Source organism: Variovorax sp. V35 (genome assembly GCF_041154465.1).
Taxonomy (GTDB): domain Bacteria; phylum Pseudomonadota; class Gammaproteobacteria; order Burkholderiales; family Burkholderiaceae_C; genus Variovorax; species Variovorax boronicumulans.
Map to the genome: position 1 here is coordinate 2,739,256 of NZ_AP028666.1, position 17,735 is coordinate 2,756,990.

Below are 17,735 nucleotides of genomic sequence, written 5' to 3' on the forward strand. Positions count from 1 at the left end.
AAGTCCTGCTTTGCACGCCTGAAACATGCCGCAAGCACAATGGAGGCATGAGTGCTTTCGTTTCGCGCGTCGTGTCGGCGTTGCTTGTGACCTTCGCGTGCATCGGACTGGCCGGCTGTGGCCAGGAGGGGGCGGGCGGGCAGGCCGCGGTCGCGCCGACCGCAAAGGAGTTGCCGTGGGACGCGCTGATCCCCAAGGAATGGGACCCCACCCAGCGCTACCGCAACATCAGCCTCGAGGCGCTGCGCGACAACGACCCGCGCGCGATCCAGATGCTCGACGAGATGCGCGCCGTCTGGGACAACGCGCCGGTCAACGTCGCGCTCGACGGCAAGCCCGCCACGCTCTCGGGCTTCGTCGTGCCGCTCGATGCCACGCAAGACGGCATCCGCGAATTTTTGCTGGTGCCGTACTTCGGCGCCTGCATCCACACCCCGCCGCCGCCCGCCAACCAGATCGTGCACGTGATCGCGCCCGCGCCCGTCAAGGGGCTGCACGCCATGGACACGGTGCGCGTGAGCGGCACGCTGAAGGCGGCGCGCTACGCATCGGCCGACATGGGCGTGAGCGGCTACGAGATCGCGTCGGCGGCGGTGGAGCGGGTGGCGGTCACGCAGGGGCCGTGAAGGCCGCCAGTTCGCCCAGCGCCGGCTGCAGCAGCCGGTAGCTCAGCCGCTCGGTCACCTGGAACGCGCCGAGCCCTTCATAGAACGCGATGCCCCGCGCATTCGTCGCCTTCACGGGCCAGTCGATGCGGTGGCACCCTTGGGCGACGGCGCGCGCCGCCACCCAGGCCATGAGGGCGCGGCCCGCCCCGGCGCTGCGGTGGCCCGACTTCACGTAGAGCTCCTTGAGCTGGCAGTGCCTGCGTTGCTCCGGTGCGAAGTCGACCAGCGAAAAGACCCAGGTGATCGCGGCCAGCCCGACCACGGTGCGCGCGTCTGTCGATGCCACCACGAGCTGGTGCGGCGAGCCGGGCGCCAGGAGATTGCCCAGCAGGTGTTCGCGCACCAGCTCGCGCGGCACGCGCGCGCCTTCGTTGTAGAAGGCGTGCAGCTCGGTCAGCAGCTCGATGAGCGAATCGTGTTGGGCTTCGGACATCAGGTCGACGTGCATGGCATTTCCTTGGGGATGTGTCTTCGTGACTGCCGGATTCTGGCCCGCCCCGGATTCACGACGATCTTGTTACTCCCCGCTCCAGCCTTCGCGCGACTAGATTGCCCTTCACCACTTCGAAAAGGACAAGAACCATGAACCCGGCCTACACCGGCGGTTGCGCATGCGGCGCCATCCGCTACGAGATTTCAGGGGAACCCGTGTTCCAGAACGACTGCCAGTGCCTGGACTGCCAGCACAAGAGCGGCACGGGCCACGGCTCGTACCTCAGCTTCGCGGGCGCCGAGGTGAAGCAGACCGGCGCGGCCACGCTGTGGAGCCTCAAGGGCGACAGCGGCAACATGAAGACGCGCGCGTTCTGCCCGACCTGCGGCTCGCCCGTGTACATGACCTTCGCGGCGATGCCCGGCGTCTTCACCGTGCATGCCGCCAGCCTGGACGACCCGGGGCGCTACCGGCCGCAGGCGGTCACGTACGCGGTGCGCGGGCACGCCTGGGACTTCCTCGACCCGGCGCTGCCGAAGTTCGAGCGGATGCCGCCGGGCTGAACTCAGCCGGTCAGCCCATCCGCTGCGACAGGAAATCGAGGAACGAGGTGATGCGCGCCGACAGCTGCGTGTTGCGGTAGTACACGGCGTTGACGGGCTGGCGCACGTCGACCGTGTCCTTGGGCAGCACCTGCACCAGCGCGCCGCTGGCGCGGTCGGTGGCGGTCATGAAGTCCGACAGGCAGACGATGCCCACGCCGGCCAGCGCGAGCTGGCGCAGCGTCTCGCCGCTGGACGCGACCACGGTGGGCGCGATGGTCCATTCGTCGCCGTGCACGCCGCGCAGCGGCCAGCGGTTGAGCGACTCGGGTTGGGTGAAGCCCAGCAGCGCGTGGCCGGCCAGCTCGTCGACCTTGCGCGGCTTGCCGTGGGCCTCGAGGTAGGCGGGGCTCGCGAGCACGCGCAGCCGGTGCGTGCCGAGCGGGCGCGCATGCAGCGTGGAGTCGCGCAGCGGGCCGATGCGGATCGCCACGTCGGTGCGCCGCTCCAGCAGGTCGATGGGCAGGTCGTCGGTGTCGAGTTCGAGGCTGATCTGCGGGTAGAGCCGGCGGAACTCCGGCACCAGCGGCACGATGGCGTGCAGCATGAAGGGCGAGGCCGCGTTCACGCGCAGCCGGCCGGCCGGCTGCTGGCGGCGCGCGGCCATGTGTTCCTCGGCGTCGTCGATCGCGTCGAGGATGGCGCGCGTGCGCTGCAAAAAGGCGGCGCCTTCCTCGGTGAGTTCGAGCCGCCGCGTGGTGCGGCGCATCAGCGTGGTGCCGAGCTTCTGTTCGAGCCGGCTCAGCGCGCGGCTGATGCCCGACACGGTCTGGTCCAGCTGCTCGGCCGCGGCGGTGATCGAGCCGGTGTCCACCACGGCGCGGAAGGCGACCAGTTCTTCGATGGTGGTTTTCATGGCGCCCGCGTCTGCGAAGAGAGGGGCGCGGTCAGGCCGCGGCTTCGGCCTCTTCGGGCATGTCGATGCGCGGCATCAGCGCGGCCAGCGCCTCGGCGTCGGTGCGGTAGCTGAAGAGCATCGGCCCCGGTGCGAGCAGGCCGGCGCGTTCCAGCACCTGCATCGCGGGCAGCTTCATACCGCTCAGGTGCAGGCGCACGCCCTTGGATTCCATCATCCGGCGGATCGAGCCGAACACCTCGGCACCGGTGATGTCGATGCGGTTGATCGGCTGTGCGAACAGGCACACGTCGGTCAGGTCGGGGCGCTCGGCCAGCGCGACCGTGAGCGCGCGCTCCAGCGTGGAGGCGGAGGCGAAGTCGAGTTCGGCGTCCATGCGCACCGCATACAGCTGCGGCGCGAGTGGCGGCAGCTTCCAGAGGTGGCGGTCGCGCAGGCTGCCGTCGGGGTGCAGGCCCACTTCGATGATGCGTGGGTGCAGGTGGCGGTACATGTAGTGCGCCAGGCTGGCGAGCAGGCCGCCCAGCACGCCCCAGTAGATGCTCGGCGCGGTGGCGATGGTGAGCACGAAGGTGCCGAAGGCGATGCCGGCCTCCAGCTTCGAGATGCGCCACAGCGCCGTGAAGCTCGACGGCTTCACCAGCCCGAGGATGGCCGTGACCACCACCGCCGCCAGCACGGCCTGGGGCACGTGGTATAGCAGCGGCATGAGCCACAGCAGCGCGCCGGCCACCACGGCCACGCTGAACAGCGTCGCCCAGCCGGTCTGTGCGCCCGCGTAGAGCGTGATGGCCGAGCGCGAGAATGACGAGCTGGTGGGGAACGACCCCGTGAAGCCCGAGGCCAGCTTGGCCAGGCCCTGGCCGATCAGGTCCTGGTTTTCGTTCCACAGCGTGCCGGCGCGGCCGTTGTCGACCTTGGCGCTCGACGCGGTTTCGAGAAAGCTCACCAGCGTGATCATCAGCGCGGGCAGCACCAGCGCGCTGAAGGTGTGCGCCGGCAGCAGGCCGGGCCAGTAGAACGAGGGTAGGCCCGAGGGCAGGGCGCCCACCACGGCGCCGCCGCGCAGCGCGTAGTTGATGCTCCAGCTGATGGCGGCCGCACCGGCCACCAGCGCCATCGTGGTCGGGAAGCGCGGCACCCAGCGCTTGCCCAGCCACAGCACGGCGATGCTGCCCAGGCCGAAGGCGATGGCCGTGAGGTCGGGCAGCGGTCCGCCCTGCAGCACTTGCGGAATGGTGCGGCCCGTGAAGCCCAGCAGCGCGGGCAGCTGCGAGATCGCGATCAGCACCGCCGCGCCCTGCGTGAAGCCGATCAGCACCGGCGAATTGACCAGCCGCAGCAGCCAGCCGAAGCGCCCCGCGCCGAGCACGATCTGGATCGCGCCCGACATCAGCGTGAGCCACACCGCCATCGACACCCACTCGTCGCTGCCCGCCACCGCCAGCGGCGCGAGCGACGCTCCCACCAGCAGGCTGGTGAGCGCGGTCGGCCCTACCGACAGCCGCTGCGACGAGCTGAACATCACGGCGATGAGCGCCGGGAACAGCGCCGCGTACACGCCCGTGACCAGCGGCATGCCGGCCAGCGCCGCATAGGCCACGCCCTGCGGCAGCACCATCAGCGCGACGGTGATGCCGGCCATGGCCTCGTTGCGCAGCAGTGCGGCGGATGGGCGGGGCCAGCCAAGACAGGGAACCCAGCGTGCGAGGCGCTGGCGAAGAGACGGTGCGGGGGAAGAGGAGGGAGAAGCCGGATTCATGAAGCGGGGAGCGCGCACGGCGGGCACGCCGCGCGCGGAGAGCGGGAGAGAGAAAGAGCCTAGATCAGTGAGGTCGCGTTCTTCAGGACGTAGTCGCAGGCCTTTTCCTTGACCTTCGACGACAGCCCCTTGAGGTTGAGCGACTTGCCGTCGCCGCCCTTGAGCAGGCCCTTGGCGCCGCTCGCGAAGTCGTTTTCCTGTTTCTTCTGGCCGGTGATCTTGGCGAGCAGCTTGTCCTTGACGGAGGCGGCATCGCCGCCGAGGTAGTTGTTCTTGACGCAGTACTCGAGCACGCCGGCCGCGCTGCCGATGGTGCTGGAGCCGATGGCGGGCATCTTGAAGCCGCCGAGGCTGAGGTTGCTGAGCGCCGAGCCGCCACCGCCACCGCTGCTGCTGCTGCCTTGCGAGTTGACCGCCGCGCCGGCCTGTTCTTTCAGCTGGTCGAGCAGGTTGTTGGCCTGCACCGAGGCACCTGCGGCGAGCAGGGCAAGGGCGACGAATGTGGAGCGAACGTGCATGGTGGCCTCCTTGGACGGACATGGGGGGAGAAGCGCCCACCAGCATACCGGAGAGCCCGGAATGTCTCTATCGCGCGGGGCACAGCGCCACGGGGTGCGCATGGCCCACAAGTGCGCGCGGTTCAGCCCCGGCGGAACAGCAGCACGGAGTTCGTGCCGCCGAAGGCGAAGGAGTTGCTGATGGCGGCCTCGAGCGCGGGTGCGGCGCTGTCGCCGGGGGCGACGAGGTTCATCCGGCAGTCGGGGTCGACCTCGCGGCAGTTCGCGTTGGGCGGCAGCTCGCGCCGGTACAGCGCCAGCACCGTGATGAGCGCCTCGATGGCCCCGGCCGCGCCCAGCATGTGGCCGTGCAGCGCCTTGGTCGAGCTGACGCGCAGGGCATCGAAATCGGCGCCCCAGACCTCGGCCAGCGCGTTGCGCTCGACCACGTCGCCGATGCGCGTGGCCGTGCCGTGGGCATTGCAGTAGCCCACGTCGCGTGGCTGCAGGCCGGCCTGGCGCAGCGCGGCGCGCAGGGCGCGGGCCTGGCCCGGTGCGTCGGGCTTGGTGAGGTGGGTGGCGTCGCTGCTCAGGCCCCAGCCGGCCAGCGTGGCGTAGCGGCGGGCGCCGCGCGCGCGGGCGCGTTCGGCCGATTCGAGGATGAGGAAGGCCGAGCCTTCGCCCAGTGCGAAGCCGCTGCGGTCGGTGGCAAAGGGGCGCACCGCGCCGGCCGCTTCGCCGGGCTGGAAGCCGGCCAGCGTCTGCATGGCCTGCCAGGCGAGCACCACGCCCGGGACGATCAGCGCTTCGCTGCCGCCCGCGATGGCGATGTCGACCTCGCCGCGCTGCACCGCCTTGGCGGCCTCGGCGATGGCCACCGACGACGAGGCGCAGGCGACCGAGTACGTGAGCACCGGGCCCAGCACGCCGTTGCGCATCGCCACATGGGCGGCCGGCGCGTTGGGCATGAAGGCGGGAATGGTGAGCGGCGAGACCCGTCCGTTGCCGCGGTAGGCGGCTTCGAGCGCGGCGGCGCCGCCCATGCCGCAGCCGGCGTAGACCCCGACGCGCTCGGCATCGATGCCGGTGTTGCCCAAGGCCAGGCCGGCATCGCGCAGGGCGAGGTCGGCGGCGGCCACGGCCAGCTGGCTCACGCGGTCGACGCCGGCGAGCTGCAGCTTGGTGAACCAGCGCGTCTCGTCGAAGGCGACCGTGGCGGCGGCGGCGGGTTTGGGGAGTTCAGGAAAGACCGGGGCGATGGCCGAGCGGCCCTGCAACAGCGCGTCGAACAGCGCGTCGGGCGCGTCGCCATGCGGCGCCATGACGCCCAGCCCGGTGACGGCGACTTCGTGCGTGCTCACGCTGTCTTGGCGGCCCGGACCTTGTCGACCAGCTGCGCGAGCTCGGCCAGGGTGTCGATGCTCGCGTCGTCGTCGGGCATGGTGATGCCGAAATGGTCTTCGATGGCGAACAGGAATTCGGCCAGGGCCAGCGAATCGAGTCCGCCGGTTTCACGCATCGAGGCGTGGGGGTCGAGCTTGGACGGTTCGATGCCGTACTTCTCGTGGATCAGGTCCTGCAATTCCTTCAGCGAACTCATCTGCGATGCCTGTCGTCTTGTGCCGCCGTTGATCGATGGGCTGCCTGTCCCTTGCGGGTGGCGGGCCACGGGGTCGATCCCTTCCTCGTTCGGCCTGTGTTGATGATCAATGGTGATTGATGATATCCGCTTCGACCTTAGGGAAATCCTCGGGGCGGCCCCGGATCAACGGGGGCCGGGGCGCCAGCGCAACGAGGGCAGCGCAAAGGCCAGCCCGAGCAGCGCGCCGGCCACCGCGTCCAGCACCACATGCTGCTTGACCGCCAGCGTGGAATAGGCAATGGCGGCAAACCAGGCCCAGTTGATCGCCTGCAGCAGCCACGGCGTGCGCGCCGCGCGCAGCACGTCGGCCAGGCGCACGGCGGTGAAGATGGCCACCGCCACGTGCATCGAGGGGCAGGCGTTGCCCGCCGCGTCCACGCCCTGCAGCATCGCGAAGCCGGGGTAGCCCGAGACGTCGATGTCCAGCGGCGGGATCTGCGTCGGCCAGAAGTAGAAAAGGCCCAGGCCGCTCAGGCACAGCGCGCCGATCCACAGCCCGTAGACCACCAGCTCGCGAAACGTGAGCTGCAGCCCCGGCGCAAAGCCCACGTACACCCACAGCGACAGGTAGGCACCGAGCGTGTAGGGCTGGAACGGAATCAGGTGGTCCAGCGGCGTCAGCGGCATCACCGTGACCGGAAAGGCCGGGTTGCGCAGCAGGTGGAAGTAGCCGATGAAGAACAGCCAGGTGAAGGCCGTGGTGCCGACCGCCTTCAGCAGGAAATGGCGGCGGATGCGCAGCCAGATGTCGGCGGTCCACGTTGCAGGCCTGGCCTCGGCCGCGATGTGCAGGGGGATCGGTGAGTGCATGGTGTCGGTGTCGGTCGCCGATCTTGCCAGAGCACCATGGCGTGCCCGGTCCATGCCCTGCGGCATCAAAGGGTGGCCGGTCGCTTGCGGTGCTGGAACGAGGTGGGCGAGCGCCCGGTGGCCGCCTTGAACATGGCGCAGAAGGCGCTGTCGGTGGCGTAGCCGCTGGCCGATGCCACCTGGCTCACGGCCATGCCGCGCGCCAGCAGCGGCAGCGCGTGCGCCATCACGGCCTGCTGGCGCCATTGCTGCCAGCTCATGCCGAGCTGGTCGCGGAACAGCCGCGCCACCGTGCGCTCGCTGGCGCCGATGGCGGCGGCGCGCTCGGCCAGCGTGGCGCGGTCGGCCGGGTTGCGCAGCAGCGTCTCGCACAGCTGGCGCAGGCGCTTGTCGGAGGGCAGCGGCACGTCGATGCGGATCTGCGTGGCGCGCTCGACCTCGTCGACCAGCAGCGGCGCGATCATGCGTTCGCGCTGCGGCGCATGCGGGTCGGCCGGGGGCAGGCCGTCGGGCGTGGTGTCGAGCGCGAGCATGAGGGCGCGCAGCAGCGGGCTGATCTCGAGCACCTCACACTTCTCCCAGGTGGGCGCGATCCAGGCGTGCAGGTAGACGGTGCGCAGCTCGGCGTCTTCGATCAGCGTGATGCTGTGCGGCATGTTGGCCGGCACCCACAGCGCGCGCGAGGGCGGCACGATGTAGCTGCCGTCCTGTGTGCTCAGGCGGATCACGCCGCGCGTCGAGAACGTGAGCTGCGGCCACGGGTGCTCGTGCAGTTCGACCAGCGTGTCGGCGCTCAGGAAGTGTTCCTTGGCGCGCAGCGGTCGCACCGCGTCGGGGGCGTACAGGTGCGGCGTGAGCGGGCCCACGCTGTTGGTCGGCGCGGTGGGCGTGCCGCGCGCCTTGGCGGGAGTGGCTGGCTCGGGAGCGGGCGGAGCGTGGGGGGGGACGGCGCTTGGCATGGTTTCGACAAATGTTGTCGCTGTATCGCCATTCTGCCGCGTCGGTGCCGCATAGCATCGGTGCCCGCACCGGTTTTTTGTAGCAATCCATGTCATCCACTTCCTCGACAGCCGTTCCCGCCACCACTTTGCGCACCGACGCCCAACTGATCGGGCTGGTCGGCCTGGCGCATGCGGTGAGCCATTTCAGCCAGCTGATCCTGGCGCCGCTGTTCCCGTGGCTGAAGGACGCGTTCCAGGTGAGCTATGTCGAGCTCGGGGCGGTGCTCACCGTGTTCTTCGTGGTCTCGTGCATCGTGCAGGCGGCTTCGGGCTTCATCGTCGACAAGCTGGGCCCGCGCCCGGTGCTGTTCGTCGGGCTGGGCGCGCTGGGGCTCGCGGCCTTCGGCTATGCCATGGCGCAGAGCTACTGGATGCTGCTGGCGTGCGCGGTGGTCGGCGGCATCGGCAACGGCGTGTTCCACCCGGTCGACTACACGCTGTTCAACCGCAAGGTCGCGCCCACGCGGCTGGGCCATGCCTACAGCGTGCACGGCATCACCGGCAGCCTGGGCTGGGCGTTGGCGCCGGCCTTCGTGGTGCCGATCGCCATTGCCTTCTCGTGGCGCGTGGCGCTGGCCTCGGCCGGCGTGGTGGCGATCGTGGTGTTGCTGATCCTGTGGATCTACCGCAGCGTGCTGGCGCTCGATGCTGCGGCCGTGCACAAGGCCACGGGGCAGGGCGAGCCCGCACCGGTGGGCGGCGAGTTCGACTTCCTGCGCATCCCGGCCGTGTGGATGTGCTTCGGCTTCTTCTTTTTCTACGCCGCCGTGATCAGCGTGGTGCAGACCTTCGCGCCCGTGGCCGCGGGCCATCTGCACGCGGTGCCGGTGGCGCTGGTGGCGGTGTGCCTCACGGTCTACATGGTGGCGAGCGCGGCCGGCATGGTGGTGGGCGGCTTCCTGGCCTCCGACCCCTCGCGCTGCGAGCGCATCGTGGGCGCGGGCTTCGGCGTGGCGGCGGCGCTGGCGCTGGTGCTGGCCTTTGCACAGTTTCCGCCGGTGATGGTGCCGGTGCTGTTCGGTGCGATGGGTTTCGTCTCGGGCATCGCCGGGCCGTCGCGCGACCTGCTGGTGAAGAAGTCGACGCCGCCCAATGCGACGGGGCGCGTCTACGGCGTGGTGTATGCGGGCCTGGACATCGGGCAGGCCGTGGCGCCGCTGGTGTTCGGCCGGCTGATGGACCACGGCCAGTACACGAGCGTGATCGTCGGGCTGGCGCTGGTGCAGGGCGTGCTGATCGCCAGCGCCTTCAATGTGCGGCGCGTGCGTCGCACGGCGCTGGTGCCTGCGTCGGCATAGACCTTCTCCGGGCGTGAGAGCTTCTGCATGCGGCCCCTATCATCGGCCGCATGCAAGCCTTGTATGTCTATGTGATCGTCGGCGCTGTGCTGGCGGGGTTCGTGCAGGGCCTGTCGGGCTTTGCCTTCGGCATGGTCGCGATGTCCGTGTGGGCCTGGACGCTGGAGCCGCAACTGGCCGCCGTGCTCGCGCTGTTCGGCGCCCTCACGGGGCAGGTGATTGCGGCGCTCACGGTGCGGCGGTCTTTCGACAAGCGCATCCTCTGGCCCTTCGTGCTCGGCGGCCTGATCGGCGTGCCCTTCGGTGTCTGGCTGCTGCCGCACTTGGACATCGTGCTGTTCAAGGTGTGCCTGGGCACGCTGTTGGTGCTGTGGTGCCCGGCGATGCTGATGTCGCAGCACTTGCCGAAGATCACTTTTGGCGGTCGCGCAGCGGACGGCGTGGCAGGTGCCATCGGCGGTGTGATGGCGGGCATCGGGGGCTTCTCGGGTGTCGTGCCCACGTTGTGGTGCACGCTGCGCGGCTTTCAGCGCGACACGCAACGTGCTGTGATCCAGAACTTCAATCTCTCGATGTTGGCTGTGGCATTTGCTGTGCATGTGGCGAGCGGGAGCATCGGGCGGTCGGTTTTGCCGTTGCTGGTGTTGGTCGCGGCGGCTGTTGCTGTGCCGGTGTTGCTGGGGGCGCGGCTTTACATCGGGATCAGTGAAGCGGCGTTTCGCAAGATCGTGTTGAGCTTGTTGACGTTGTCTGGGGTTGCTATGTTGGCGTCGGCTTTGCCTGCTTTGCTGGCTCGTTGAATTCCTGTTGTGGGTTTGCTTTCCGAGGCCGGGACTCGCCCCGGCGGGCGACTTACTTTCTTTTGCTTCGCCAAAAGAAAGTAAGCAAAGAAAAGGCGACCCCACTGTCTGCGTCCCTCCGCTTCGCTACGGGCAACCTGCGGTGCTCGCGTTTCGCGGGGTCTCGCAGAACTCGCTTCGCTCAAACAGCTGCGAGCCCTGATCCGCGAAACGCTGCGCTCCTCGGCGCAGCCAGAGGGGAGGGGACCGCGGGCCGTCGCTTCGCTCGGCCCGGCAGTTGCCAACGGCCGAATCGCGTGCTCGCGTTTGCGACTACGCGCTGCGCACGCACCACTACCAATCCCAGCCGCAGCAGGCGCGCAGCGCCTGCTGCGGCCCACTGGCCGAGCGAAGCGATGGCCCGTTGGTATCCCAACCCCTTCTGTATGCGCCGAGGAGCGCAGCGTTTCGCGGATCAGGGCTCGCCCTTGTTTGAGCGAAGCGAGTTTGGGCGAGACCCCGCGAAACGTGAGCACCGCAGGTTGCCCGTAGCGAAGCGGAGGGACGCAGACAGTAGGGTCGCCTTTCTTTTGCCTACGTTTCTTTGGCGAAGCAAAGAAAAGTAGGTCGGCCGCCGGGCCGAGACCCGGCCCCGGGAAGCAAACCCACAGCGATGCTGAAACTACCGAGGCAGAGCCAACGCAAACGGCAAGCTAACCACCCCCAAGATCGTAGACAGCGTGACCAGCCCCGCCACATAAGGCCCGTTGTATCCCATCCGCGCCGCCAGCACATAAGCACTGGAAGCAGTAGGCACAGCAGAAAAAGCCATCAACACCGAAGCCTGCGTAGCGTCCAGCTTCAGTACAAGCGACAACCCCCAAGCCACGAGCGGCAAAAAGAAATGCCGTATCGCCAGCACCGACACCGCCAACACCTTCCCCCGCCCCAACGTCGCGAACTGCATCCCCGCCCCCGCCGCAAGCAACCCCAACGCCAGCGACGCCGCCCCGATCCGCGTGAGCGTCGGCGTCAGCCAGCCAGGCACCGTGAGCCCCAGCACATTGGCCAGCAGCCCCGCCAGCGTCGCCACGATCAGCGGATTGCGCACCAGCTGCCGCACGAAGCCGGTCTGCGCATGCCGCGTCATCGGCCAAACAGCGGCGATGTTGAACATCGGCACGCACACGCCGATCAGCACCGCGATCAGCAGCAGGCCTTCGGGCCCGGCCAGCCGCTCGGCCAGCGCCAGGCAGATGAAGGAGTTGAAGCGGAACGCGATCTGCGCGCTGGCGGCGTGGTCGTGCCGGTCGATGTGCGAGCGCAGGCCCGGCACGAAGGGCAGGGCGTAGGCCATCGCGATGCCGGCCAGCCCGACGCCCACACCCGCGGTCAGCAGGCTCGAGGTCGCACCGAAGTCGAGCGGGCTGCGCACGATCGAATGGAACAGCAGGACGGGAAATAGAAAGTAATACACCAGGCTCTCGACCTGGTCCCACACGCGGCGGTCGAGCGCGGTGTAGCGGCACAGGAGCCAGCCGATGGCGATGAGGGAGAAATCGGGGAAGAGCAGCTGCGCGTAGTTCACCGCTTCGAGCATAAACCGGCACAACCGTGGGTATTCCACAGCATGACGGAAAGCCCCGACCCGCTAGCATCCGGGCTTCGCTTTTTTCCGGCCGCCCCGGCCGGTCCCGTCTAGTCAAGGAGTTATCGATGCAACGTCGTCAATGGAGCGCGCTTGCGGGCGCCGCCGCGCTGGTCGCAGTGGCAGGTCAGAGTTTCGCGCAGGGCTATCCCACCAAGCCGGTCGAACTGAGCGTGCCGTTCGCACCCGGCGGCACGACGGACATCGTGGCGCGCGTGATCGCCGACCCGCTGGGCAAGGTGCTGGGCCAGCCCGTGGTGGTGATCAACCGCGCCGGTGGCGGCGGCATCGTGGGCGCGGCCGAAACGGCGCGCGCACCGGCCGACGGCTACAAGCTGGGCGTGGCCACGGTGTCGAGCACCGCCGCCAATCCGGCCATCAACCCGAAGACGCCGTACGACCCGATCACCGACTTCACGCCGATCATCAACATCGCGGCCACGCCGAACGTGATCGCGGTGAACCCGAGCTTCCCGGCCAAGAACTACGCCGAGTTCGTGGCCGAGCTGAAGAAGAACCCGGGCAAGTATTCGTACGCCTCGTCGGGCACGGGCGGCATCGGCCACCTGCTGATGGAGCTGTACAAGAGCCTGACCACCACCTTCGTCACGCACATCCCGTACCGCGGCGCAGGCCCGGCGCTGAACGACGTGGTGGCCGGCCAGGTGCCGATCATCTTCGACAACCTGCCCTCGGCGATGCCCTTCATCCAGAGCGGCCGCCTGGTGCCGATCGTGGTGTCGGCGCCGACGCGCGTGGCCGGCCTGCCGAATGTGCCGACCTTCAAGGAAGTCGGCCTGGAGCCGGTCAACCGCATGGCCTACTACGGCATCCTCGGCCCCAAGGGCCTGCCGAAGGAAGTGGTCGACAAGATCAACGCCGGCGTGAAGAAGGCGGTGGAAGATCCGGCCGTGAAGAAGCGCATCGAAGACACGGGTTCGCTGATCGTGGCCAACTCGCCCGACCAGTTCGCCGCGCAGATCAAGGCCGAGTTCGACGTGTACAAGCAGGTCGTGAAGAAGCAGAACCTCAAGCTCGACTGAGCGGCTTCGCTCCCAATAAAAGCCGCCCGCGTTCCGGGCGGCTTTTTCTTTTGTTATCTTGCACCGCATGACCGAGGCCGCCGCCGCTCCCCCCAACGCCGACATCGACACCTTCATCGACGCCCTCTGGCTCGAGGATGGGCTGTCGAAGAACACGCTGGCCGCCTACCGCCGCGACCTCGCGCTGTTCGCGCAGTGGCTGCGCGAGCAGCGTGACGGCATGGGGCTGGACGCCGCGCGCGAGACCGACCTGCAGGCCTACATGGGCGTGCGCCTGTCCACCAAGGGCAAGGCGACTTCTGCGAACCGTCGGCTCACGGTGTTCAAGCGCTACTACCGCTGGGCGCTGCGCGAGCGCCGCATCACGGCCGACCCGAGCATCCGCCTCATGCCCGCGCGCCAGATGCCGCGCGCCATCAAGACGCTGTCCGAGAAGCAGGTCGACGACCTGCTGGCCGCGCCCGATGTCGAGAGCCCGCTCGGCCTGCGCGACCGCGCCATGCTGGAGCTGATGTACGCGAGCGGCCTGCGCGTGAGCGAGCTGGTGGCGCTGAAGGCGATCGACATGAGCCTCAACGACGGCGTGCTGCGCGTGCTCGGCAAGGGCAACAAGGAACGCCTTGTGCCCTTCGGCGGCGAGGCGCGGCGCTGGATCGAGCGCTACCTCGACGAAGCGCGCCCCGTGATCCTCGACGGCCAGCAGACGCCCGACCTGTTCGTGACCGCGCGCGGCGCGGGCATGACGCGCGTGATGTTCTGGGTCATCGTGAAGAAGCAGGCTGCGGCTGCCGGCATCCACGTGCCGCTGTCGCCGCATACGCTGCGCCACGCCTTTGCCACGCACCTGCTGAACCACGGCGTCGACCTGCGTGCGGTGCAGCTGCTGCTGGGCCATGCCGACATTTCGACCACCACCATCTACACGCACGTGGCACGCGAGCGCCTGAAGCAGCTGCACGCGGCACACCATCCGCGCGGCTGACCCAGCCTTCGTTCTCAGCTCTTGCGCTTGCGCGCTTCGATGGCGGGCACCAGCGTGTCGTAGAAGGCGCTGACCATGCGCATCTCGCGTCGCTCGGCCAGGCACAGCACGTGGGCGTAGGTAAAAATTTCGGTGTCGCTGAAGCCGACCATGTGCAGGTTCGGCCCCGGCACGAACTCCACGCCCGACACGGCCGCGATGCCCAGGCCTTGCGCCACGGCTTCGCGGATCACTTCGCGGCTGCTGATCTCCATCACCACGTCGACCTCGACCTTGGCCTTCGCGAGCGCCAGTTCGAGCGCCTTGCGCGTGGTCGATCCTTGTTCGCGCAGGATGAGCCGTTCGCCCTGCAACTCCGCGAGGCGGATGTTGCGCCGCTTCGCGAAGCGGTGCGTGGAGGGCACGAACATCACGACCGGGTGCTGGCTGAAGGGCACCGACAGAAAGCGGTCGTCGCGCACCAGCTGCGCGAGCACGCCGACGTCGGCGCTGTAGTCGAGCAGGCGGTCGAGGACGTCCTGTGAATTGCCGGTGCTCACCGTGACCTTCACGTCGGGGTAGCGCAGGCTGAAGTCGACCAGCATCTTGGTCACGTGGTACGGGCCCACGGCCGCCACACGCAGGTGGCCGGTGCGCAGCTTGCCGGCGTCGCCGAGCAGCGCCACCGCATCGCCTTCGAGGCTGAAGATCTGCTGCGCCAGCTGCATGAGCTGCTCGCCGATCTCGGTGAGCTGCACGCGCCGGCCGCGCCGGTGAAAGAGCTCGACCTGGTAGGCCTCTTCGAGAAAGCGAACCTGCGTGGTGATGGTGGGCTGGCTCACATGCAGGTGCTCGGCGGCCCGCGTGAAGCTGCCTTCGCGGGCCACGGCATAGAAGGAACGCAGCTGGGTGAGGCGCATCGCGGGAGCCTTTCTGATCTATAGGTTCAGTATATAGATCATCGAAAAAATTTGAATTTGATCGATATGAGTACCAGTGATGTACTCGCGCTCAAGACGGACCAGGCCTCGACAGAAACACGCCGGACGTCCCGAATCCTCACGTTGTCATGACCATGACACGCACGACTGGAAGACTCGAGACGGGTACTTTTGCCCTTCGAAACGACCTGAGGATTCCATGCAACGCAGACCACTGGAGACAACCATGATGAAGCGTAGAAAGCTGCTGCTCGGCACTGCCGCCGTGACAGCGTCCGCCTTCGTGCCGATGGCACGGGCACAGCAGGTTCTCACTGTCGGGCTGATTCCTTCCGAGGACTCGCGCGCCATGATTGCCAACAGCCAGGCCATGATGGACATGCTGTCCAAGGCCCTCGGTTTCGCGGTCAAGCCCTTCGTGGCGGCCGACTACAACGGCGTGATCGAAGCGCTGCGTTCCAAGCGGCTCGACGTGGCCTACCTCGGCCCCTTCTCGTATGTGCTGGGCACCACGGTGGCCGACATCGAGGCCTTCGCGGTGGCCGAGACCAAGAAGGCCGGGCGCACCTCGTACCACAGCCAGATCGTGACCCACAAGGACACCGGCATCAAGACGGTGGCCGACCTCAAGGGCAAGACCTTCGCCTTCGTCGATCCGAGCTCCACCTCGGGCCATCTGTTTCCCAAGGCCGGCCTGCTGAAGGCGGGCTTCAACCCCGACAAGGATTTCGGCCGCGTGATCTTCTCTGGCTCGCACGACTCGAGCGCGATCGCGGTGCAGAACAAGAAGGTCGATGCCGCGGCCATCGCCGACCGCATCCTCGACGCTGCCGTGTCCAAGGGCCTGGTCAAGCGCGAAGACCTGGTCGAGGTCTGGAAGTCGGACCCGATCCCCGAGTCGCCCACCGTGTGGCGCAAGGACCTGCCCGCCGACCTGAAGACGCGCGTGCAGGCCGCCTTCCTGCAGGTGAAGGACATCCCCTGGTCCGACCAGGGCCTGCTCAACGGTTTCCACCCGACCAACGACGCGGCCTACAACATCATCCGCGACACGGCCAAGGTGCTGAACCTCGACCTGAGGAAGATGAAATGATCGAGATCCGCGGGCTGTGCAAGCGCTACGGCGACTTCACCGCACTCCATCGTGTGGACCTCACGGTGGCCAAGGGTGAGTTCGTCGTCATCCTCGGTGCGTCGGGTGCGGGCAAGTCGACGCTGCTGCGTTGCATCAACCACCTGGCCGAGCCGAGCGAAGGCGAGATCCACGTGGACGGCGAGCGCTCGCGCGGCGACCGCGCCGGCCTGCGCAAGGTGCGCCGCGACGTGGCGATGATCTTCCAGCACTACAACGTGGTGCCGCGCCTGTCGGTGCTCAAGAACGTGCTGACGGGGCGGCTGGGTTCGATGCCCGCGCTCCTGTCGTGGTTCCAGGTGTTCCCCGCGAAGGACATCGCCATCGCCCGCGAATGCCTGCGCCGCGTCGAGCTCGACCCCAAGGCCGACCTGCGCACCGACACGCTCTCGGGCGGACAGAAGCAGCGCGTGGGCATTGCGCGCGCGCTGGCACAAAAGCCCAAGGTGATCCTGGCCGACGAGCCCGTGGCCAGCCTCGACCCGAAGACCTCGCGCAAGGTGCTCAACTACCTGAAGCAGGCCAGCCGGCAGGACGGCATCACGGTGATCTGCAACCTGCACCAGGTCGACTACGCCCGCGAGTTCGCGCAGCGCGTGATCGGCGTGGCGGCCGGACGCATCGTGTTCGAAGGCCGGCCCGACGAACTGACCGACGAGGTGCTGCACCTCATCTATCCGGGCGGTGTGGAAGAGGGCACCGAGGCCGCCGTTGCGGGCGCAGAGCCCGACACCGCAACGCCGAGCGTGCCCGCTGCGGCCCTTCATGCGGCGCCGGTGCGCACCGCCCCGCAACTCGCCATGGAGCAATCATGATCGCCCTCGGACGCTACAACCTGCTGATCGCCCGAAGCTCCGGCAACCCCGGCTGGTGGAAGTACGCCGTGGCCGTGCTCGCCGGCATCGGCGTGCTCTGGTGGGCGGCCATCGGCAGCCAGGTGAGCTTCAGCGAACTCGGCAAGGGCATGCCCTGGATCGCCGACTTCCTCGGGCGCATGCTGCCGCCCAACTGGGAGTTCATGGGCAAGCTCGTGAAGCCGGCCATCGAGACCGTGCAGATCGCGCTGTGGGGCACGCTGCTGGCGGTGATTCTTGCGGTGCCGCTGTGCTTCTTCGCGGCGCGCAACATCTCGCCGAACGTCGCCGTGTTCCACGCGATGCGGCAGGTGCTGAACATCACGCGCGGCATCAACGAGATCATCCTGGCGCTGATCTTCGTGGCGGCCGTGGGCCTCGGTCCGTTCCCCGGCGTGCTGGCGCTGGCATTGCATGGCGCGGGCATGCTCGGCAAGTTTTTCGCCGAGTCGATCGAGGAGATCGACCAGGGCCCGATCGAAGCACTGCGCGCCACCGGCGCGGGGCCGATCCAGACCATCATCTTCGGCGTGATTCCGCAGGTGGTCACCGCGTGGATCGGCGTGATCGTCTACCGCTTCGAGACCAACCTGCGCCAGGCCACCGTGCTGGGCATGGTGGGCGCGGGCGGCATCGGCTTCGAGCTCGTGGGCAGCATGAAGCTGTTCCAGTACCAGGACACGGCGACCTGCATCCTGGTGATCGTCGTGATGGTCATGACGGCCGACTACCTCTCGACCCGGCTGCGCGGCTGGATCCAGCAGGGCGCGCGCTGATGGCCCGCTCCCTCCCAGCGTCTCTCCCCGCG

Annotated in this window: 19 protein-coding genes; 9 read left to right on the forward strand and 10 right to left on the reverse strand. The window is 68.2% G+C overall.

Features of this window, described 5'->3' with window-relative positions; translation table 11 throughout:
- Positions 1 to 47: 47 nt before the first annotated feature.
- A complete protein-coding gene (locus ACAM42_RS12675; RefSeq protein WP_369632205.1) occupies positions 48 to 626 on the forward strand; it encodes a DUF3299 domain-containing protein in 579 nt (192 codons plus the stop codon).
- Here ACAM42_RS12675 and ACAM42_RS12680 read toward each other — a convergent pair.
- Positions 610 to 1,116: an N-acetyltransferase family protein gene (locus tag ACAM42_RS12680; RefSeq protein ID WP_369632206.1), complete on the reverse strand. Its 507-nt coding sequence runs from the start codon at positions 1,114 to 1,116 to the stop codon at positions 610 to 612. The two genes, ACAM42_RS12675 and ACAM42_RS12680, sit on opposite strands and share 17 nt — an antisense overlap.
- Positions 1,117 to 1,250: 134 nt before the next feature.
- On the opposite strand from ACAM42_RS12680, the gene ACAM42_RS12685 reads away from it, so the two are divergent.
- Positions 1,251 to 1,664, forward strand: coding sequence for a GFA family protein (locus ACAM42_RS12685; RefSeq protein WP_062472948.1), 414 nt, complete (start codon positions 1,251 to 1,253; stop codon positions 1,662 to 1,664).
- Between the two features lie 10 nt (positions 1,665 to 1,674).
- Here ACAM42_RS12685 and ACAM42_RS12690 read toward each other — a convergent pair whose 3' ends face one another.
- The 7 genes from ACAM42_RS12690 to ACAM42_RS12720 form a co-directional block, all read right to left on the reverse strand.
- A complete protein-coding gene (locus ACAM42_RS12690; protein ID WP_369632207.1) occupies positions 1,675 to 2,559 on the reverse strand; it encodes a LysR substrate-binding domain-containing protein in 885 nt (294 codons plus the stop codon).
- Between the two features lie 31 nt (positions 2,560 to 2,590).
- Entirely contained in the window at positions 2,591 to 4,321 is a 1,731-nt protein-coding gene (locus ACAM42_RS12695; RefSeq protein WP_369632208.1) for a SulP family inorganic anion transporter, read from the reverse strand.
- Positions 4,322 to 4,380: 59 nt separating this feature from the next.
- Positions 4,381 to 4,839 (reverse strand): DUF2501 domain-containing protein, encoded by a 459-nt coding sequence (locus tag ACAM42_RS12700; protein ID WP_369632209.1) that lies wholly within the window; start codon positions 4,837 to 4,839, stop codon positions 4,381 to 4,383.
- Between the two features lie 122 nt (positions 4,840 to 4,961).
- Positions 4,962 to 6,179: a beta-ketoacyl synthase gene (locus tag ACAM42_RS12705; protein WP_369632210.1), complete on the reverse strand. Its 1,218-nt coding sequence runs from the start codon at positions 6,177 to 6,179 to the stop codon at positions 4,962 to 4,964.
- Positions 6,176 to 6,418, reverse strand: coding sequence for an acyl carrier protein (locus ACAM42_RS12710; protein ID WP_062472943.1), 243 nt, complete (start codon positions 6,416 to 6,418; stop codon positions 6,176 to 6,178). Before ACAM42_RS12710 ends, ACAM42_RS12705 begins: the two co-directional genes overlap by 4 nt.
- Positions 6,419 to 6,583: 165 nt before the next feature.
- Positions 6,584 to 7,270: a phosphatase PAP2 family protein gene (locus ACAM42_RS12715; protein WP_095950754.1), complete on the reverse strand. Its 687-nt coding sequence runs from the start codon at positions 7,268 to 7,270 to the stop codon at positions 6,584 to 6,586.
- Positions 7,271 to 7,335: 65 nt separating this feature from the next.
- On the reverse strand, positions 7,336 to 8,229 hold the full coding sequence (locus tag ACAM42_RS12720) for a helix-turn-helix domain-containing protein (protein WP_235926665.1): 894 nt from the start codon (positions 8,227 to 8,229) through the stop codon (positions 7,336 to 7,338).
- A gap of 89 nt (positions 8,230 to 8,318) precedes the next feature.
- Here ACAM42_RS12720 and ACAM42_RS12725 point away from each other — a divergent pair, with 89 nt between their 5' ends.
- Complete coding sequence (locus ACAM42_RS12725) at positions 8,319 to 9,569, forward strand: MFS transporter (RefSeq protein WP_159277520.1); 1,251 nt, start codon at positions 8,319 to 8,321, stop codon at positions 9,567 to 9,569.
- Between the two features lie 50 nt (positions 9,570 to 9,619).
- Positions 9,620 to 10,369, forward strand: coding sequence for a sulfite exporter TauE/SafE family protein (locus ACAM42_RS12730; RefSeq protein ID WP_369632211.1), 750 nt, complete (start codon positions 9,620 to 9,622; stop codon positions 10,367 to 10,369).
- Between the two features lie 661 nt (positions 10,370 to 11,030).
- Here the strand turns inward: ACAM42_RS12730 and ACAM42_RS12735 are convergent.
- Positions 11,031 to 11,948, reverse strand: coding sequence for an AEC family transporter (locus tag ACAM42_RS12735; protein WP_369632212.1), 918 nt, complete (start codon positions 11,946 to 11,948; stop codon positions 11,031 to 11,033).
- Between the two features lie 116 nt (positions 11,949 to 12,064).
- Between ACAM42_RS12735 and ACAM42_RS12740 the strand changes: the two genes are divergently transcribed.
- Together ACAM42_RS12740 and xerD are read left to right on the forward strand one after the other, a co-directional pair.
- Positions 12,065 to 13,039, forward strand: coding sequence for a tripartite tricarboxylate transporter substrate binding protein BugE (locus tag ACAM42_RS12740; RefSeq protein ID WP_099796264.1), 975 nt, complete (start codon positions 12,065 to 12,067; stop codon positions 13,037 to 13,039).
- A 67-nt stretch (positions 13,040 to 13,106) separates the two neighbouring features.
- Positions 13,107 to 14,021: a site-specific tyrosine recombinase XerD gene (xerD, locus tag ACAM42_RS12745; protein WP_369632213.1), complete on the forward strand. Its 915-nt coding sequence runs from the start codon at positions 13,107 to 13,109 to the stop codon at positions 14,019 to 14,021.
- Between the two features lie 14 nt (positions 14,022 to 14,035).
- Here xerD and ACAM42_RS12750 read toward each other — a convergent pair whose 3' ends face one another.
- The gene (locus tag ACAM42_RS12750) at positions 14,036 to 14,920 is read right to left on the reverse strand and encodes a LysR substrate-binding domain-containing protein (RefSeq protein WP_062482221.1); all 885 of its coding nucleotides are present in this window, start codon (positions 14,918 to 14,920) and stop codon (positions 14,036 to 14,038) included.
- Positions 14,921 to 15,230: 310 nt separating this feature from the next.
- Here ACAM42_RS12750 and phnD point away from each other — a divergent pair, with 310 nt between their 5' ends.
- Genes phnD through phnE form a run of 3 tightly spaced genes read left to right on the forward strand, consistent with a single transcriptional unit; the run spans position 15,231 to position 17,703 of the window.
- Positions 15,231 to 16,034, forward strand: coding sequence for a phosphonate ABC transporter substrate-binding protein (gene phnD / locus ACAM42_RS12755; RefSeq protein WP_235926855.1), 804 nt, complete (start codon positions 15,231 to 15,233; stop codon positions 16,032 to 16,034).
- Positions 16,031 to 16,888 (forward strand): phosphonate ABC transporter ATP-binding protein, encoded by an 858-nt coding sequence (gene phnC, locus ACAM42_RS12760; RefSeq protein WP_139705637.1) that lies wholly within the window; start codon positions 16,031 to 16,033, stop codon positions 16,886 to 16,888. Before phnD ends, phnC begins: the two co-directional genes overlap by 4 nt.
- Complete coding sequence (gene phnE, locus ACAM42_RS12765) at positions 16,885 to 17,703, forward strand: phosphonate ABC transporter, permease protein PhnE (RefSeq protein ID WP_369632214.1); 819 nt, start codon at positions 16,885 to 16,887, stop codon at positions 17,701 to 17,703. The genes phnC and phnE overlap by 4 nt, the downstream gene beginning before the upstream one ends.
- Positions 17,704 to 17,735: the final 32 nt, after the last annotated feature.